Annotated in this window: 4 protein-coding genes; all 4 read right to left on the bottom strand. The window is 62.4% G+C overall.

Translation table 11 applies throughout. From position 1 onward, the window contains the following. Positions 1 to 4789: non-ribosomal peptide synthetase (locus BW686_RS24300; protein ID WP_084920320.1), on the bottom strand; the 4789-nt coding region annotated here is incomplete at its 3' end. A gap of 14 nt (positions 4790 to 4803) precedes the next feature. Further along, complete coding sequence (locus tag BW686_RS24295; protein WP_084920317.1) at positions 4804 to 12663, bottom strand: non-ribosomal peptide synthetase; 7860 nt, start codon at positions 12661 to 12663, stop codon at positions 4804 to 4806. Continuing rightward, complete coding sequence (locus tag BW686_RS24290; protein ID WP_179149371.1) at positions 12660 to 16070, bottom strand: non-ribosomal peptide synthetase; 3411 nt, start codon at positions 16068 to 16070, stop codon at positions 12660 to 12662. The genes BW686_RS24295 and BW686_RS24290 overlap by 4 nt, the downstream gene beginning before the upstream one ends. Positions 16071 to 17057: 987 nt before the next feature. After that, a complete protein-coding gene (locus tag BW686_RS24285) occupies positions 17058 to 18035 on the bottom strand; it encodes a TauD/TfdA family dioxygenase (RefSeq protein WP_084920314.1) in 978 nt (325 codons plus the stop codon). Positions 18036 to 18336 lie beyond the last annotated feature (301 nt).

The following is an 18336-nucleotide window of genomic DNA, read 5'->3' as shown; positions in this document are numbered from 1 at the left end:
CACCCGCTTCACGCAAGCGATGGGCGAGCTGATTGGCGCGGGCGTTGAGTTGCGCATAGCTGAGTTGTTCAGCCGCAAAAATCAGCGCCGGGGCCTCCGGCGTGGCCAGTACCTGGGCCTCGATCAGGCTGTGCAGGCAGTGTTCGTGCGGGAAGTCGGCGGCCGTGGCATTCCAGTCGCGAACAATCTGTTTTTGTTCAGCAGTGCCAAGCATCGGCACGTCGGCAATGCGCTGGCTGACATTGGCGCAAATGGCCTGCAACAACGCGAGCCAGTGCCCGGCCATGCGTTCGACGGTGCTGCGCTCGAACAGCGCAGTGGCGTACGTCAGGCCTGCGCTGAGGCCGCCGTCATGCTCGGCGGTGTTCAGGGTCAGATCGAACTGCGCCGGGTAGCGCTCCGACACCAGCGCTTCGACCTGCAAACCGGGCAATGCGCGGACCTCGGCGCTGGCCTGGCTCTGGTGGTTGAACATCACCTGGAACAGCGGGCTGTGGCTGAGGCTACGTTGCGGCTGCAAGGCTTCGACCAGTTGCTCGAACGGCAGCTCCTGATGCGCCTGGGCTTGCAGCGCGGTGTGTTTGACCTGTTGCAGCAGTTCGCTGAAGGTGGTGTGCAGGTCAAACCCGGCGCGCAGCACTTGGGTGTTGACGAAGAAGCCGATCAAGCCTTCGGTTTCTGCGCGGGTGCGGTTGGCAATCGGCACGCCGACACGAATGTCAGGCTGGCCGCTGTGGCGATGCAGCAAGATCTGGAACGACGCCAGCAGCAGCATGAACAGGGTGACGCCCTGCTGCCGCGCGACCTGTTTCAAATCATCGATCAGCGCAGGCGCAAGCTCGACCGCCAATCGCGCACCGGCATGGCTTTGCACGACCGGGCGTGGGTGGTCGGCGGGCAACTCCAGAATCGGCTGCTGGTCGCCCAGTTGCTGCGTCCAGTACTGCAGTTGCCGCGCCTGCTCCCCGGCGTCCATCCAGCTGCGCTGCCACAGCGCGTAGTCGGCGTATTGCATGTTCAATTCAGCGAGCCGCACTTCGCGGCCCTGGCTGTAGCCTTCGTACAGGCGCACCAGTTCATCGACCATGATCGGCATCGACCAGCCATCGGAGACGATGTGGTGTTGAGTCAGGATCAGCACGTGTTCGTCAGCAGCCAGATTCAACAGGCGAACCCGCAACAGCGGACCCTGTTCCAGATCGAACGGGCGTTGCATTTCCTGCTGCACGCAGGCTTCAAGGGTCTGGCCGGCAGGCACGGATTCGACCGTCAAGGTCAAGGCGCGCGGCGCATGGATGATCTGCACCGCCTGTTCGCCTTGCTGGCGGAAGGTGGTGCGCAGGGTTTCGTGACGGGCAATCAGCGCGCTGAAACTGTGCTCCAACGCGGCAATGTCCAGCGAGCCGCTCAGGCGCAGGGCCGCAGGAATAATGTAAGCCGTGCTTTCCGGATCGAGCTGCCAGAGGAACCATTGGCGCTGCTGCGCGTAGGACAGGCCCAGCGGCTGACTACGGTCGGCCTTGATAAAGCGTGGCGCATGGTTGCCCTGCCCTGCATCCGCCGCCTGCGCGAAAGCCGCCAGATCACGCGCTTCAAACAGGTCGCGCAACGACAGCTCGACGTCCAGTTGCTGACGGATACGCGAGATCACTTGCGTGGCCAGCAGTGAGTGGCCGCCAAGTTCGAAGAAATTGTCGCTGCGCCCGACTTGCTCGATGTTCAGCACATCGGCCCAGATCGCCGCCAGTTGCTGCTCCAGCTCACCTTGCGGGGCGATATGGGCCACCTGCAACTGGCTGGCATCCGGCGCAGGCAAGGCCTTGCGGTCCAGCTTGCCATTGGCGGTCAGGGGCAGACTGTCGAGGACGATGAAGTGGGTCGGCACCATGTAATCCGGCAAATGGGTGCGCAGTTCGGCTTTCAGCGATTCGCGCAGGGCGTGCGGATCCTGATCAGGCTGAGCCGGCACCAGATACGCCGCCAGCTGCCCTTCGAGGGCCAGCACGATCACTTCGCGCACAGCCGGGTGCGCTTGCAGCCGCGCTTCGATTTCGCCCAGTTCGATACGGAAGCCCCGGATCTTGACCTGATGATCGATGCGCCCGGCGTATTCGATGCTTCCTGCGGTTTTATAGCGAGCGAGGTCGCCGGTGCGGTACAGACGACCGCCGTCGTTGGAAAACGGGTCCGGCACAAAGCGTTCAGCCGTCAGTGCCGCGCGGTTGTGATAACCCCGCGCCAGCCCGGCATGACCGATGTGCAGTTCGCCGCTGCAACCCTGGGCGACCGGGTTGAAATCGGCGTCCAGCACGTACCACGACAGGTCCGGGATCGCCTCGCCAATCGGGCTGGCCGGGTTTTGCGTGTCGGCCTGCTTTATAGGTCGGTACGTCACATGCACGGTGGTTTCGGTGATGCCGTACATGTTGATCAGTTGCGGTGTCTGATCGCCGAAACGTGCGAACCAGGGTTTCAGGCTGGCGACGTCCAGTGCTTCGCCGCCGAAGATGACTTTTTGTAACGATAGCGCCGACGTGGACTCACAGGCCACGTGCATCAACTGCTTGAACGCCGACGGCGTCTGGTTGAGCACCGTTACCCGCTGTTCAACCAGCAGCGCATGAAACTCTTCTGGCGAACGGGTCACGTCACGCGGCACGATCACCAGTCGGCCACCGTGCAGCAGCGCGCCGAAAATCTCCCACACCGAGAAGTCGAAAGCGAAGGAATGGAACAGCGTCCAGACGTCTTTTTCGCTGAATGTGAACCAGTCGTCCGTGGCGGCAAACAGGCGCATCAGGTTGTGATGAGCCAGCAAGGTGCCTTTCGGTTTGCCGGTCGAACCGGAGGTGTAGATCACGTAAGCCAGATTGTCCGGCGTGGTCTGGTGGATCGGGTTTTCAGTGCTGTAATCGTCCAGCGCATCAGCCAGGTCCAGCGTCTGAACGTGGGCTGGAATCGGCAACCGACTCAGCACATTCGCCTGAGTCAGCAACCATTCGATACCGCTGTCCTGCATCAGAAAGCTCAGGCGATCCTGCGGGTAATCCGGGTCCAGCGGCACGTAGGCGCCACCGGCCTTGAGGATCGCCAGCATGCCCACCATCATGTCCAGGCTGCGCTCGGCGGCCAGCCCTACACGCACCTCCGGGCCGACGCCCTGCTCGCGCAGTTTGTGGGCCAACTGATTGGCGCGGCTGTTGAGCTGTTGATAGCTCAATTGCTCAGTGCCCCAGCTCAGGGCAATGGCCTGCGGGGTGCGTTCAGCCTGAATCTCGATCCGCTGATGGGCGCACTGCTCACTCGGGTAGACCGCCAGCTTCTGGTTCCAGTCGCGCAGGGTGTTCTGCCGCTCTTCAACGCTCAACAATGGCAGGTCGGCGATGCGCTGATTGGCATCGTGGCTCATGCCGGTCAGCAGGTTGCGCCAATGCCCGGCCATGCGCGCGATGGTTGCGGCGTCGAACAGGTCAGTGTTGTAGGTCAGCGAGGCCGCCAGGCCGCTCTCGCGTTCACAGGTGTCCAGGGTCAGGTCGAACTGCGCGGTGTGTTTGTCCGATACCTGATAGTCCAGGCGCAGACCGGCCAGTTCGCGGGCCTCATTGCGGCCTTCGTTCTGGTGGTTATAAGCCACCTGAAACAGCGGGCTGCGACTGAGGTCGCGCTGCGGCTGCAAGGCCTCGACCAGTTGCTCGAACGGCAGGTCCTGATGGGCCTGAGCCTGCACCGCAGTGTGTTTGACCTGTTGCAGCAACTCGGCCACGGTGGTCTGCGCAGCAAACTCGGCCTTGAGCACCTGCGTGTTGACGAAGAAGCCGATCAGGCCTTGAGTTTCGCTGCGGGTGCGGTTGGCGACCGGCACGCCGACGCGTATGTCGGCCTGGCCGCTGTAGCGGTGCAACAAGGTCTGCAACGACGCCAGCAACAGCATGAACAGGGTGACGCCCTGCTGCCGCGCCAGTGCTTTGAGGGTGTTCAGCAGTGCAGCGTCCAGTTCGATATTCAGGCGCGCACCGTCGTAGCTGCGCAGCGCCGGGCGTGGTCGATCGGTGGGCAGTTCCAGAACGGGCTGCTGATCGCCCAGTTGCTGTTTCCAGTAAGCCAGTTGGCGCTCCTGCTCGCCCATTTCCAGCCAGTTGCGCTGCCAGATCGCGTAGTCGGCGTACTGGATCGGCAATGGCGCCAGTTCGGCCTCGCGTCCCAGTGTGGCGGCTTGATAGCACTGCATCAGCTCGTCGACCATGATCGGCATCGACCAGCCGTCAGAGACGATGTGGTGCTGGGTCAGCACCAGCACGTGCTGCTGTTCGCTCAGCTCAAGCAGCCTGACCCGCAACAGCGGCCCGTGTTGCAGATCGAAGGGCCGCTGCACTTCCTGATCCACATAGCGCTCGACCGTTTCGCCAGCCGCCAGGTGATCGACGCTCAACCTGAACGACGACGCCGGATGCACGACCTGCAACGCCTCGTCACCCTGTTGTTCGAAGGTGGTGCGCAGGGTTTCGTGCCGCTCGATCAGGTGTTCGACACTGCGCCGTAGCGCCTCGACATCCAGCATGCCGTGCAGACGCAGCGCCAGCGGAATGTTGTAAGCCGCGCTGTGCGGTTCCAGTTGCCAGATGATCCATTGCCGCTGCTGCGCATACGAGAGCGCCGACGGTGCCTGCGTCTCTCGTCTGGCAATCGGCGTGACCCCGTAGAGATTCACCCCCTGGCGCTTGAGCAGGATCGCCAGCGCCTTGCGTTCACGGGCGGACAGCGATTTAACGGAGTCAAGCAACTGTTGCACTGGGGTCTCTCCTGCTAAGCGATCAAATTATCAATTTCCTCCGCTGATAAACGTTTGAGTGCCTCCAGTGATTTAGTCAATTCGTCCAGCGCATGGTCACTTTCGCCATTTTTTTCCTGAAGCGCGGCGCAGAAGTCAGCCAGCACCGGCTGTTCGAACAGGTCCTTGAGGCTGACCTCGCGTTGCAACTGTTCGCGAACCCGCACCAGCATCTGCACCGCCAGCAGTGAATGGCCGCCAAGTTCGAAGAAATTGTCGCCGCGCCCGACCTGTTCGACCTTGAGCACCTCGGCCCAGACCGCCGCGATCTGCACTTCCAGCTCGCCTTGGGGCGCGACGTAGTCCGCTTGCAACTGCCCGGCATCCGGCGCAGGCAAGGCCTTGCGGTCCAGCTTGCCATTGGCGGTCAGGGGCAGACTGTCGAGGACGATGAAGTGGGTCGGCACCATGTAATCCGGCAAATGGGTGCGCAGTTCGGCTTTCAGCGATTCGCGCAGGGCGTGCGGATCCTGATCAGGCTGAGCCGGCACCAGATACGCCGCCAGCTGCCCTTCGAGGGCCAGCACGATCACTTCGCGCACAGCCGGGTGCGCTTGCAGCCGCGCTTCGATTTCGCCCAGTTCGATACGGAAGCCCCGGATCTTGACCTGATGATCGATGCGCCCGGCGTATTCGATGCTTCCTGCGGTTTTATAGCGAGCGAGGTCGCCGGTGCGGTACAGACGACCGCCGTCGTTGGAAAACGGGTCCGGCACAAAGCGTTCAGCCGTCAGTGCCGCGCGGTTGTGATAACCCCGCGCCAGCCCGGCATGACCGATGTGCAGTTCGCCGCTGCAACCCTGGGCGACCGGGTTGAAATCGGCGTCCAGCACGTACCACGACAGGTCCGGGATCGCCTCGCCAATCGGGCTGGCCGGGTTTTGCGTGTCGGCCTGCTTTATAGGTCGGTACGTCACATGCACGGTGGTTTCGGTGATGCCGTACATGTTGATCAGTTGCGGTGTCTGATCGCCGAAACGTGCGAACCAGGGTTTCAGGCTGGCGACGTCCAGTGCTTCGCCGCCGAAGATGACTTTTTGTAACGATAGCGCCGACGTGGACTCACAGGCCACGTGCATCAACTGCTTGAACGCCGACGGCGTCTGGTTGAGCACCGTTACCCGCTGTTCAACCAGCAGCGCATGAAACTCTTCTGGCGAACGGGTCACGTCACGCGGCACGATCACCAGTCGGCCACCGTGCAGCAGCGCGCCGAAAATCTCCCACACCGAGAAGTCGAAAGCGAAGGAATGGAACAGCGTCCAGACGTCTTTTTCGCTGAATGTGAACCAGTCGTCCGTGGCGGCAAACAGGCGCATCAGGTTGTGATGAGCCAGCAAGGTGCCTTTCGGTTTGCCGGTCGAACCGGAGGTGTAGATCACGTAAGCCAGATTGTCCGGCGTGGTCTGGTGGATCGGGTTTTCAGTGCTGTAATCGTCCAGCGCATCAGCCAGGTCCAGCGTCTGAACGTGGGCTGGAATCGGCAACCGACTCAGCACATTCGCCTGAGTCAGCAACCATTCGATACCGCTGTCCTGCATCAGAAAGCTCAGGCGATCCTGCGGGTAATCCGGGTCCAGCGGCACGTAGGCGCCACCGGCCTTGAGGATCGCCAGCATGCCCACCATCATGTCCAGGCTGCGCTCGGCGGCCAGCCCTACACGCACCTCCGGGCCGACGCCCTGCTCGCGCAGTTTGTGGGCCAACTGATTGGCGCGGCTGTTGAGCTGTTGATAGCTCAATTGCTCAGTGCCCCAGCTCAGGGCAATGGCCTGCGGGGTGCGTTCAGCCTGAATCTCGATCCGCTGATGGGCGCAGTGCTCGCTCGGATAACGCCGCACGCTTTGCGTCCAGGCAGTCGGCAATGCCAGCTCACCCAGACGCGCTGTCGCGCAAGCAGCGAGGCTTTGCAGCAGGTGATCAAAGTGCGCCGCCAGTTGCAGAATGCCTTCGGCGCTGAAATGTTGCCGGTCATAACTGAAGCGCACCGACAACACGTCGTTGGCCTCGACCACCAGCGTCAGCGGGTAATGCGCCTGTTCCTGATTGCGCAGGTCGCTGAAGGTCAGGCCCTCCGGCGCACGCTGCAAGGCTTCGGACACCGGGTAGTTCTCGAACACCAGAATGGTGTCGAACAACGCCTCGCCGCTGTGGCGCGCCCAGCGCTGGAGGTCATACAGCGGCGTGTGTTCATGCTCGCGCAGGGCGATGTTTTTCGCCTGCACCTGCTGCACCCAGTCACCGACGGTCTGTTCCGAACGCGGGCTGGCGATCACCGGCAAGGTGTTGATGAACAAACCCAGTTGCTCCTCGACGCCCGGCAATTCAGCCGGACGCCCGGCCACCGTCGCGCCAAAGGTCACGCTGGACTGGCCAGTGTAGCGTTGCAGCAACAGCAGCCAGGCGGATTGCACCAGCGTATTGAGAGTCACGCGCTGCTCACGGGCAAACTCGCTCAAGCGGCGGGTGCCATCGGCGTCGATCAGTTGAATGTAATCGCCATGCCCTTGTAACGGCATCTCGCTCTGTGGCGAAGACTTGAACGCTTGCAGCAAGCGGGTCGGCTCGTCCAGTTCAGCCAGCTCTGTGGTCCAGAAACGTTCGCTGACATCGGCGTCCTGATCCTGCAACCACTGGATGTAATCGCGATAGCGGCCTGCCTGTTTCGTCGGCGCCTGCCCGCTGTAACGTTGCAGCACTTCGCCCAACAGTCGCGAGCTGCTCCAGCCGTCCATCAAGATGTGGTGGCTGGTGTAGATCAAGTGCCAGCGGTCATCGGCACTGCGCACCACCGCCAGGCGCAACAGCGGGCCGTGCGCCAGATCGAAACCTTGCTGACGGTCGGCCTGCGCCCAGTCATCCAGCCAGCTTTGCGGCTTGCCTCGCGCATCCAGCTCGACAAACGGCAGCGTCACCTGACGCAGTACCACCTGCAGCGACTGCTCACTCTGGCTGACAAAACAGCTGCGCAATACGTCGTGATGGTTGACCGCTGATTGCCAGGCGCTCTGGAAACGCGGCACATCCAGCCCGCTGATATTCACCCGCATCTGGTTGATGTAATTGCCCGCGCCCTCGTCGAACAGCGAGTGAAACAGCATGCCCTGCTGCATCGGCGACAGCGGGTAGATGTCTTCGATTTCGCCGGCAGCCAGCGGCAGGCTGTCGAGTTGCGGCTGAGTCAGGCGCGCCAGCGGGAAGTCCGACGGCGTGACGCCCTGATGCCCGGCGATGCAGTGTTCGATCAGCGTGGTCAGCGCCTGCTCGTAGCGGCGCGCCAGGGTGTCGATGGTCGAGGCCTGATACACCTCGCGGCTGAAGGTCCAGTCCAGTTGCAACTGGCCGTCGAACACCTGACCGTTGAGGCTCAGCCAGTTGCCCAGCGGCCCGTCTTCGCACAGCGCAGTGCCGGCTTTTTCGGCGCTCGGCACAAACAACGCGCCTTGTTGTGCGTTGAAGCTGCCGTCGAACTGGCCCAGATAATTGAAGGTGACTCGCGCCTGTGGCAACGCGGCCAGTTGCTGCGCAAAAGCGGATTCACCTGCATATCGCAATACCCCGTAACCAATGCCTTTGTTCGGCACGGCACGCAATTGTTCCTTGATCCCGCACAGGCTCGCACCCGGCGCGATTTGCGGCGTGAGGCGTACCGGGAACAGGCTGCTGAACCAGCCGACGGTACGGCTGAGGTCAGTGTCGTCAAACAGGTCTTCGCGGCCATGCCCTTCCAGCTGGATCAGCACTGACGATTGCTGGCTCCACTCGCACAGCACTTGCGCCAGCGCGGTCAGCAGCAGGTCGTTCACGTGTGTCCGGTACGCGGCAGGCGCGACTTTCAGCAGTTTGTGGGTCAGGTCCTTGCTCAACCACGACGACGCGTGCGCCGCGTCGCGGTTGCGCATCGAGCCTTGGGGCTTGTCGCGAGGCAGCGGCTGATCGTCGCCCTGTAACGCGTGCAGCCAGTAATCACGCTCGGCTGTCAGCGTTTCGCTGCTTGCGTACTGCTGCAATTGCTCGGCCCAACCCTTGAGCGACGTGGTTTTCGCTGCCAGTTTGAGCGGTTGACCGGCTGCCAGCGCGGCGTAGGCCTGTTGCAGGTCTTCCAGCAGCACCCGCCATGACACGCCGTCCACCGCCAAATGGTGAATCACCAGCAACAGACGCTGTTCGCCCTGCGGCAGGTTGACCAGTACTGCACGCAACAGCGGACCGTTTTTCAGGTCCAGGCTGCGTTGCGCTTCGTTCGCCAGGTCGGTCAAGCGTTCCGGGCTGTCCAGTTCGTGAACCCACAGCAGCTCGTGGGTGTTCAGCGCGCCAAAGTTGGCTTGCCACTGGCCGTTGTGTTGCGTGAAGCCAAGGCGCAGCGCGTCGTGCTGTTCGATCAGCGCGGTCAGTGCAGCGTGAAGATCAGTTGCCTCCAGCGTTTGCAGGGGCTTGAGCATCAGCGCCTGATTCCAGTGCTGACGCTCGGGAATGTCCAGTTCGAAGAAGCGCGCCTGAATCGGCAGCAGCGGCAGCGAACCGCTGACGTGCTCCACCGCCGCACCAGGCTTTTTCTCGATCAGCCTGGCCACCGAAGCCAGTTGGCCGATGGTCTGTTTTTCGAACAGTTGCTTGGGGCTGAGCTTGATGCCCTGGCGCTTGGCGCGGGCGATGATTTGCAGGCTGAGGATCGAATCGCCGCCCAGCTCGAAGAAATTGTCGGTGCTGCCGACCTGTTCCAGCTTGAGGACATCCGCCCAGACAGCCGCGAGCTTTTCCTCGATCTCGCCCACTGGCGCGGTATAACGCTGCTTGATCACGCCCGGTGTCGGCAAGGCGCGTTTGTCGAGCTTGCCGTTGGCGGTCAGCGGCAGTTTATCCAGCAGCAGAATCTGCGCCGGCACCATGTAATCGGGCACGCGTGCAGCCAGTTGCTCGCGCAGGCTTTCGATATTGAGACTCGCACCGGCTGCCGCCACGCAATACGCCACCAGTTGCAGACGGGATTCATCTTCGTCAACGGGCAACGCCAGCACGCTGGCTTCCGCGACCGACGTCAGGCCCAGCAGCACCCGTACCACTTCAGCGGGCTCGACGCGATAACCGCGCACCTTGACCTGATCGTCGGCGCGGCCAATGAATTCCAATAGTCCTTGATGAGTGCGCCGCATGCGGTCGCCGCTGCGGTAAACCCGTGCGCCATCCTGCGCAAACGGGTCCGGCACGAAGCGCTCGGCGGTCAGCGCAGGCTGGCCGAGGTAGCCCAGTGCGACGCTGTCGCCGCCAATGTACAGCTCGCCCGCGACCTGAGTGCCGACCGGGTTCAGCACGTCATCCAGCACGTAAACGCTGGCCCCCGGCAACGGCGCACCGACCGGCACCTTGACGGATAGATATAAACCTTGTGGGATCGCACTCACCTCAGATGAAGCAGGCACCTCGTAGGTCAGCACGCCAACCGTCGTTTCGCTCGGGCCGTAGTGGTTGATCACCCGGCAGCCCGGCTTGAGCTGGCGGACCTGCTCGACCAGCGCTGGCGAACAGGCTTCGCCGCCAACGATCAGCGCGTGCTGCGGCAATACATCCGCAGGCTGACCGGCCTGTAGCAGTGCGGCCAGATGACCCGGCACGATTTTCAACACGCCAACCTGATGCACAGCCATGTACGCGGCGAAGGCATCCGGGTCAAAACCCAGCGATTCGGTCAGCACATGCAGCGTTCGCCCCGAACACAGCGCGCCAAACAACACGGTATGGCCGAGGTCGGCGGCGATGGTCGAAACCAGCGCCATGCTCGCCTCGGGGGCCAGTTGCAACTGTTCAAGCAGGCCACGCACATAACTGGCCAGCGCTCCTTGACTGACCAGTACGCCTTTGGGCTGGCCGGTGGAGCCGGAGGTGTGGATCACGTAAGCCGCCGAGTTGGCTGTCAATCGGGTCTCGGGGCGGTGGGTCGGCAAGTCTTGCCACCGCGCAGGCGTCCAGGCCAGGCCCTTACAGCCAGCAACGTTCAGCGAAGTCGCTCGCGCATCGCCTTCGGCACACAGCAGCACGTTGGCCCGGGCATTGCTCAGCATCTGTTGCAGGCGCGCATCGGGCGCTTTGACGTCCAGCGGCATGTACACGCCACCGGCCTTGAAGATCGCCAGCACCGCCGTCAGCCATTCCAGCGAGCGCTCCAGCAATACCGCGACCGGCTGGCCTTCGCGCAGACCCAGCCGGATCAGGTGGTGGGCCAGTTGATTGGCAGCCTGATCCAGCTCCAGCGTCGTCAAGGTGCTGTCCAGGCAGCGGGCGGCCAGCGCAGCGGGCTGGCTTTCGACCTGCCGGTCCCAGAGTTGCAGCACCTGAGGGGCGGGTTCGCGCACGTCGCGCGGCGGCTCGACCGCCAAGGCGCCAAGGCTGAACAGCGGCGCATTCGGCGCGTTGAGCAGCGTTTTAAACAGATCAAGCAGCTCAGGAATGAAGCCCTCGACGGTCGCACGTCGATACAGGTCGCTGGCGTACGTCATGTCGCCGTGGATCAGCGTGCCGTCGTCGGTAATGTCCAGTGCCAGATCGAAATGCGCGCCCTGCTTTTCAAAGGCGTATTCACTGACCTCCAGCCCCGCCAGCTTGAGGGCCGTCTTCTGTTTGAGGACCACGTTCTGATTGAACTTGGCCTGGAACAGCGGGTTATGCCCCAGGCTGCGCTCCGGCGCGAGGTGATCGACAAGCTGTTCGAACGGCACGTCCTGATGCGCCTGTGCGCCGAACGACGTGTCACGAATCTGCGCCAGCAAATCGAGGTAGCTCAGCCGCTCGTCCACCTGGCAGCGCAGTACTTGGGTGTTGATGAAGAAGCCGATCAACCCTTCGGTTTCCGCACGACCCCGGTTGGCATTGGGCACGCCGATACGGATATCCCTCTGCCCGGCCTTGCGGGACAAAAACAGCGAAAAACCCGCCAGTACCAGCATGAACAGGCTCACGCCCTGAGTGCGGGCGAAGGCGTTGAGCTGGTGCGACAGCTCGGCGCCGAAATCGAAGCGCAGGTGTTCGCCCTGAAAGCTTTGCGTGACCGGGCGTGGAAAGTCCTGCGCGGCGTCCAGCAACGGTTGTTCGTCGCCCAGCTGGCTGCGCCAGTAATCCAGCTGACGCTCACCCTCGCCCGCTTCCAGCCAGCGGCGCTGCCAGATGGCGTAGTCGGCATACTGCAGCGGCAACGCCGGCAGACTCGGTTCGCGACCGTCGACATACGCCTGATAACAGTGGACAAACTCCTGAATCATGACGTCCATCGACCAGCCGTCGGAGACGATATGGTGCATGTTCACCACCAGCACGTGCTCATCGCTGGCGAGGCGGAACAGGTGCGCGCGCAGCAGCGGACCTGTGCGCAGGTCGAACGGCTGACGGGTGAGCGCAGTCACTTGCCGCGCCAGTTCGGCGTCACGCCGTTCGCTGTCCGCCAAGGCCGACAGGTCAATGCTGTCCAGCGCGATGGTCTGGTCGTGCAGCAGCACTTGCAACGCCTGATCGCCATCGGTCTGGAACACTGTGCGCAGCACCTCATGGCGCTCGATCAGGTGATCGAAAGCGCGCCGCAAGGCCGGCTCGTTCAAAATCCCCTTCAGCCGCAGGCCGGTGGTCATTTTGTAGGCGTCGCTCAGTGGATCGAGTTGCCAGAGAAACAACAGACGCTGCTGGGCGAACGACAGCGGAATCGCGCTGAAATCATGACGACTGACCGGCACCGGCAACAGGCTGAAATCCTTGCCGTCCTGACGCAGGCGGGCGAGAAACTGTTGGCGTTGTTCCAGCGAAAGGCCGACAAAACGTTTCGCGATACGTGCAGCAGGGGTCCCGGTCATGCGCCAAATTCCTCCAGTGAATCCATGAACTGGTCCATGTCGCTCCAGTCGTTATCCGTCGTGTTGTCGGTCAGCAGGGCCACTTCGGCGGCGAGTTCGCCCAGCAGCGGTTTTTCGAAGAGCACGCGCAGCGGCAGGTTGACGCCCAGCCGGGTCTTGATTCGGGCGATGACTTGCGCGGCGAGCAGCGAATGGCCGCCCAGCTCGAAGAAGTGATCGTCCAGCCCGACCTGCTGCGCGTGCAGGACTTCCTGCCAGACAGCCGCGAGGCAGATTTCCACCTCGCTGTGCGGCGCGCGATAACGGGCCTGCAACTGGCTTGAGTCGGGCGCAGGCAACGCCTTGCGGTCCAGTTTGCCGCTGGGCGTGAGTGGCAAGTCTGCCAACAGCAGCACATGCGTCGGCACCATGTAATCCGGCAGGCTGGCTTGCAGTTGGCTCTTGATGCTCTGGCGCACAGCCAGTTGCTCGGCGTCGCTGTTCGCCGCGACCTGCGGCACCACGTAGGCAACCAGTTGCTTACTGCCTGCCAGCGCAACCGCCAGCACCACAGCCTCGCGAACGCCCGTGCATTGCTGCAGGCGCGACTCGATTTCGCCCAGTTCGATGCGGAAACCGCGAATTTTCACCTGATGATCAACCCGGCCGATGTACTCGATGGCGCCATCAGCACGCAGTCGGGCACGGTCGCCGGTGCGGTACAAACGTTGCCCTGCCACGAATGGATCCGCCACAAAACGCTCGGCGCTCAGGCCCGGCTGGGCGTGATAACCCCGCGCCAGACCCGGCCCGCCGATGTACAGCTCGCCCACCGCACCTTGCGGCAGCAGGTTCAGTTGATCGTCGAGCACGTACAAACGACGCCCCGCCAGGCCTTTGCCGATCGGCACGCCGCGCCAGGACACCTGTTCCGGGGTCAGCGCGCTGCAATCGTGGAGGCTCGACACCACGGTGACTTCGGTCGGGCCATAGGTATTGAGCAGGCGCACATGCCCGAGCCCTGCCTGGTGCCACAGTCGCAGACCTTCGACGGCCATCGCCTCGCCGCCGACGTGAACCTGCCGCAGCACGCCGTAATGCGCGGGCGGGCGGTCGGCAAAATCCTGGGCCAGGGTCAGCCAATAGGCCGCAGGCAAGTCAGCCAGGGTCACACCGTGTTCGAGAATGACTTGATGGAAGGTGGCGCTGTCCCATAAACGCTCGTCACGCAGCACCACCGCCGCGCCACGGCACAGCGGCGGGTAGAACTGTTCGACAAAGCCATCGAAGCTCTGAGTCGCAAATTGCAGAACCCGGTCGCCTTCGCGCAGGTCGCTGTAGCCCGCGCCCAGGCTGACGAATTCGGCCAGCGCGCCATGACTGATCGCCACGCCTTTTGGCCGGCCGGTCGAACCCGAGGTGTAGATCACGTAGGCCAGATTGGCCGGGGCAACGGCGACATTCAGGTTTTGCGCGCTGGCGGCGTCGCTGTTCATCTGATCGATGCACAAGCACTGAATACCAGCCAGTTCAGGCAGCGTCGGCCGCTGTTCGCTGTGGGTCAGCAGCCGTTTCAGGCCGCTGTCTTGCAGCACATGGCGCAAACGGTCGCTTGGCGCGCTGAGGTCCAGCGGCACGTAGGCACCGCCCGCCTTGAGCACGGCCAGCAGCGCGACCGGCATGTCCAGCGAACGGCCCAACGCCACGCCGACCAGCACGTCAGGGCCAACGCCCTGCTCGCGCAGTTGCCAGGCCAGACGGTTGCTGCGCTCGTTCAGCTCGGCGTAGGTCAGGCGCGGCGAATGGCCTTCGCCGGCAAGGATCAACGCGAGGGCGTCCGGTGTGCGCTGCACTTGCGCTTCGAACTGGCAATGCGCGGGGGTTGTGGTGTCGGTTTGGGTGCTGCTGTCGACATCCAGCAGGTGTGTGCGCTCATCGGCCGAGAGCATCGACAGCTCGGCGATGGTTTGCAGCGGATCGGCGCAGACCGACGTCAGCAGGTTGCGCCAATGCGCGGCCAGACGAGCGATGGTCGATTCGTCAAAAATATCGGTGGCGTAGGTGAAGGCCGCGTTCAGTTGCTCGCCTTCTCCGCTGGTGGCGAGCATCAGGTCACTGGCGGCGGCATGTGAACGCTGGGCCAGTGCTTGTTGTTCGGCGGGCAGGTTGGCCACGCGCAGGCCACCGCTCAGTTGTTTGTCCAGCAGATCGGCCACCACCGGCTGATGGTTGAACATCACCTGGAACAACGGGTTGTGGCTTTGGCTGCGCTCCGGTTGCAAGGCGTCGATGATCGCGTCGAACGGCAATTCCTGATGCGCCTGGGCGCCGGTCGAGGCATCGCGCACGGTGTGCAGCAAATCGACAAAGCGTGTCTGCGCCGTGACTTCGCTGCGCAATACCTGGGTGTTGATGAAGCAGCCGATCAACCCTTCGGTTTCACTGCGTGTGCGGTTGGCAATCAGCCCGCCGACGCGGATATCGGTCTGCCCGCTGTAGCGGTGCAGCAGGCTTTTGAAGGTCGCCAGCAGCACCACGAACAGGGTCACGCCTTGACGTTGCGCGAGGGATTTAAGGTGGCGCAGCAGCTCGGGCGCCAGCGCCAGCTCCAGGCGCGCGCCGTCGTGGCTGGGCAATGCCGGGTACGGGCGGTCTGTGGGCAGTTCGAGTACCGGATGCTCTTCACCCAGGTGCTTGCGCCAATAGTCCAGCTGGCGCTCCTGTTCACCAGCCTCCAGCCAACTGCGTTGCCAGACGGCGTAATCGCGGTACTGCACCAGCAACGGCTGAAATGGCAGCGGCTTGCCGGCCAGCAGCGCGTCGTAACCACGCAGCCATTCGTCGATCAACACGTTCATCGACCAGCCGTCGGTGATCATGTGGTGCAGGTTGAGCAGCAGCACATGTTCCTGCTCGGCAAGGCGCAGCACCTGCACGGTAAACAACGGCCCGCGCTGCAAGTCGAAGGTCTGCGCCGCCTGCTCGGCCATCGCCTGCCGCGCGTTCGACCAGCGCTGCTCGGGCGGCAGCAGGCTCAGGTCTATGAGGCGGATGTTTACCGGAGTGGGCGGCGCAACACGTTGAAACGCCCGGTCGCCGTCCTGACCGAAGGTGGTGCGCAGGCTTTCATGACGCTCGACCAGCGCACTGAACGCCCGCTCCAGCAGCGGCAGCTCCAGCGGGCCGTTCAGGCACACCGACATCGGCAGGTTGTAGGCTGCGCTGTGCGGGTCCAGTTGCCAGAGGAACCACATGCGCTGCTGGGCATAGGACAACCCGTCGCGCTCGGCCAGCCCTTCACAGGACGGAATCGGGAACAGCGCGAAATCCATGTTTTCCTTGCGCATGCCTTCAAGAAACAGGCGACGTTTTTCAAGGGGTAACTCGACAAAACGACGAGCGAGTTTCTGGGCATGTTCGGGGTTCATGGGCGGGATCCTTGCTGAATGGGGCTGACCGTCAGGCGGGGTCGTATCAACAAGAACGAATTGGCGGGGAAATATTTAGACACTCATCGTGCCTCACGCTCCAGCGTGGGGATGCCTTGGGTGACGCTCTGCGTCGCACGCTCAAGATCGGACGCAAAGCGTCGGGAGTGGGCGGTGAGCATGAGATCTTGTGGGAGCGAACTTGTTCGCGAAAGGGCCCGTACATCTTTCAACATGCATCGACTGAACGAGAGCCTTCGCGGACAAGTCCGCTCCCACAAACCGAGCATTGGCACAAGCACCCGCAAACAGCTACTTATCCGAATGCCCTTGCGCCATGGCCACCACGACTTTGCGTTTGCCGGTGAACGGCGCTCGGGAGTGGGCGTTTATCGCACGGCAGTTGAGATCTTGTGGGAGCGAACTTGTTCGCGAAAGGGCCGGTACATCTTTCAACATGCATCGACTGAACCAGAGCCCTTGTTCGCGAAAGGGCCGGTACATCTTTCAACATGCATCGACTGAACCAGAGCCTTCGCGGACAAGTCCGCTCCCACAAACCGAGCATTGGCACAAGCACCCGCAAACAGCTACTTATCCGAATGCCCTTGCGCCATGGCCACCACGACTTTGCGTTTGCCGGTGAACGGCGCTCGGGAGTGGGCGTTTATCGCACGGCAGTTGAGATCTTGTTCGCGAAAGGGCCGGTACATCTTTCAACATGCATCGACTGAACGAGAGCCTTCGCGGGCAAGTCCGCTCCCACAAACTGAGCATTGGCACAAGCACCCGCAAACAACTACTTTGCGCTTGCCGGTGAACGGCGCTCGGGAGTGGGCGTTTATCGCACGGTAGTTGAGATCTTGTGGGAGCGAACTTGTTCGCGAAAGGGCCCGTACATCTTTCAACATGCATCGACTGAACGAGAGCCTTCGCGGACAAGTCCGCTCCCACAAACCGAGCATTGGCACAAGCACCCGCAAACAGCTACTTATCCGAATGCCCTTGCGCCATGGCCACCACGACTTTGCGTTTGCCGGTGAACGGCGCGCGGGAGTGGGCGGTGAGCATGTTGTCGAGCATCAGCACGTCGTTTTCCAGCCACGGGAAGCTGACGGTGCAGGCGTCGAGCACGCCGCGAATCTCGTCCAGTAGGGTTTCTTCGAGGGGCGAGCCGTCGCCGTAATAGACGTTGCGCGGCAGGTCTTCCTCATCCACGACATCCAGCAAGGTTTCGCGCACTTCCGGTTGCAGGTTGGAGATGTGGAACAGGTGCGCCTGATTGAACCAGACCGTATCCTGGGTCACCGGATGTCGGGACACGGCCTGGCAGATCTGCCGGGTGCGCAGTTCACCGTCGTCTTTCCACTCGCATTCGATGCGGTGTGCCCGGCAGTAGGCCTCGACCACGCGTTCATCTTCGGTGTTGAACACCTGGCTCCATTCCACATCAAGCCCGTTGCCGTAGTTGCGTACGTACATCAGCTTTTTTTCGATGAAACGATCACGGATGCGCGCCGGAATGCGCCGGTAGATCTCGCGGCTGTCGGCAATCGGCGTTTCGCCGCCGGTCTGCGCCGCGATCATGCTGTAGAACCAGATTTTCATTGGCCAATCCAGCGTGTAGGCCTGTTCGTTGTGCAGCGGGATGCTCTGGTGTGCCGGGTATTCGGTGGAGGTGTAGACCCCTTTGGTCACGTTGCTGCGCGGGGTGGAGCCGAATTCGTAATTGAGCAGCGGATCACCAAAGCCTGCGGCAAACTCACGAAAGGCTTCGGCACCGCCGACCTCGAAACCGCGAAACAGGATGCCGCCTGCGCTGTACAGGTGGTCGGCCACCAGTGGTTTGAATTCGCCCAGCGCTTCCATCAAGTCCAGACCGGGCTCGGGCGCCTGCACCACCATCGGCAAACTGCCCGCCCCCTCCAGCAGCGGCCGGATATCCAAACTCAACGCATGACTCATGATGTCTCTCCCTTGGTGGCAAAAGCGCCCTGACCCCTGCGGTCTGGCGCAACACCCATGTCCAGATTGAACGTACTTCGCGGTTGAAAAATTAGCCGCCTTACGCCGTTTCAACCCCGCCGCGCTTCATCCCCGGCACCTCTGAAACAATTTTTTTCATTTAAACGCAAAATATTCCTACAGGAATCCCGTTCTCATTCGTCTTTAACTGAATGCGAGGCTTTATACCGCCCGCGCGTACAGACCCGCACGTAAATAGAACATAGAGCCCGGCCTTGCCGGCGCTACATCGTGAATCGAG

Source organism: Pseudomonas syringae, from assembly GCF_002157375.1.
In the GTDB taxonomy this organism is placed as follows: Bacteria; Pseudomonadota; Gammaproteobacteria; order Pseudomonadales; family Pseudomonadaceae; genus Aquipseudomonas; species Aquipseudomonas syringae_T.
Note: the sequence above shows the minus strand (reverse complement) of the source record. Positions and strands in the feature narration are given on the sequence as shown.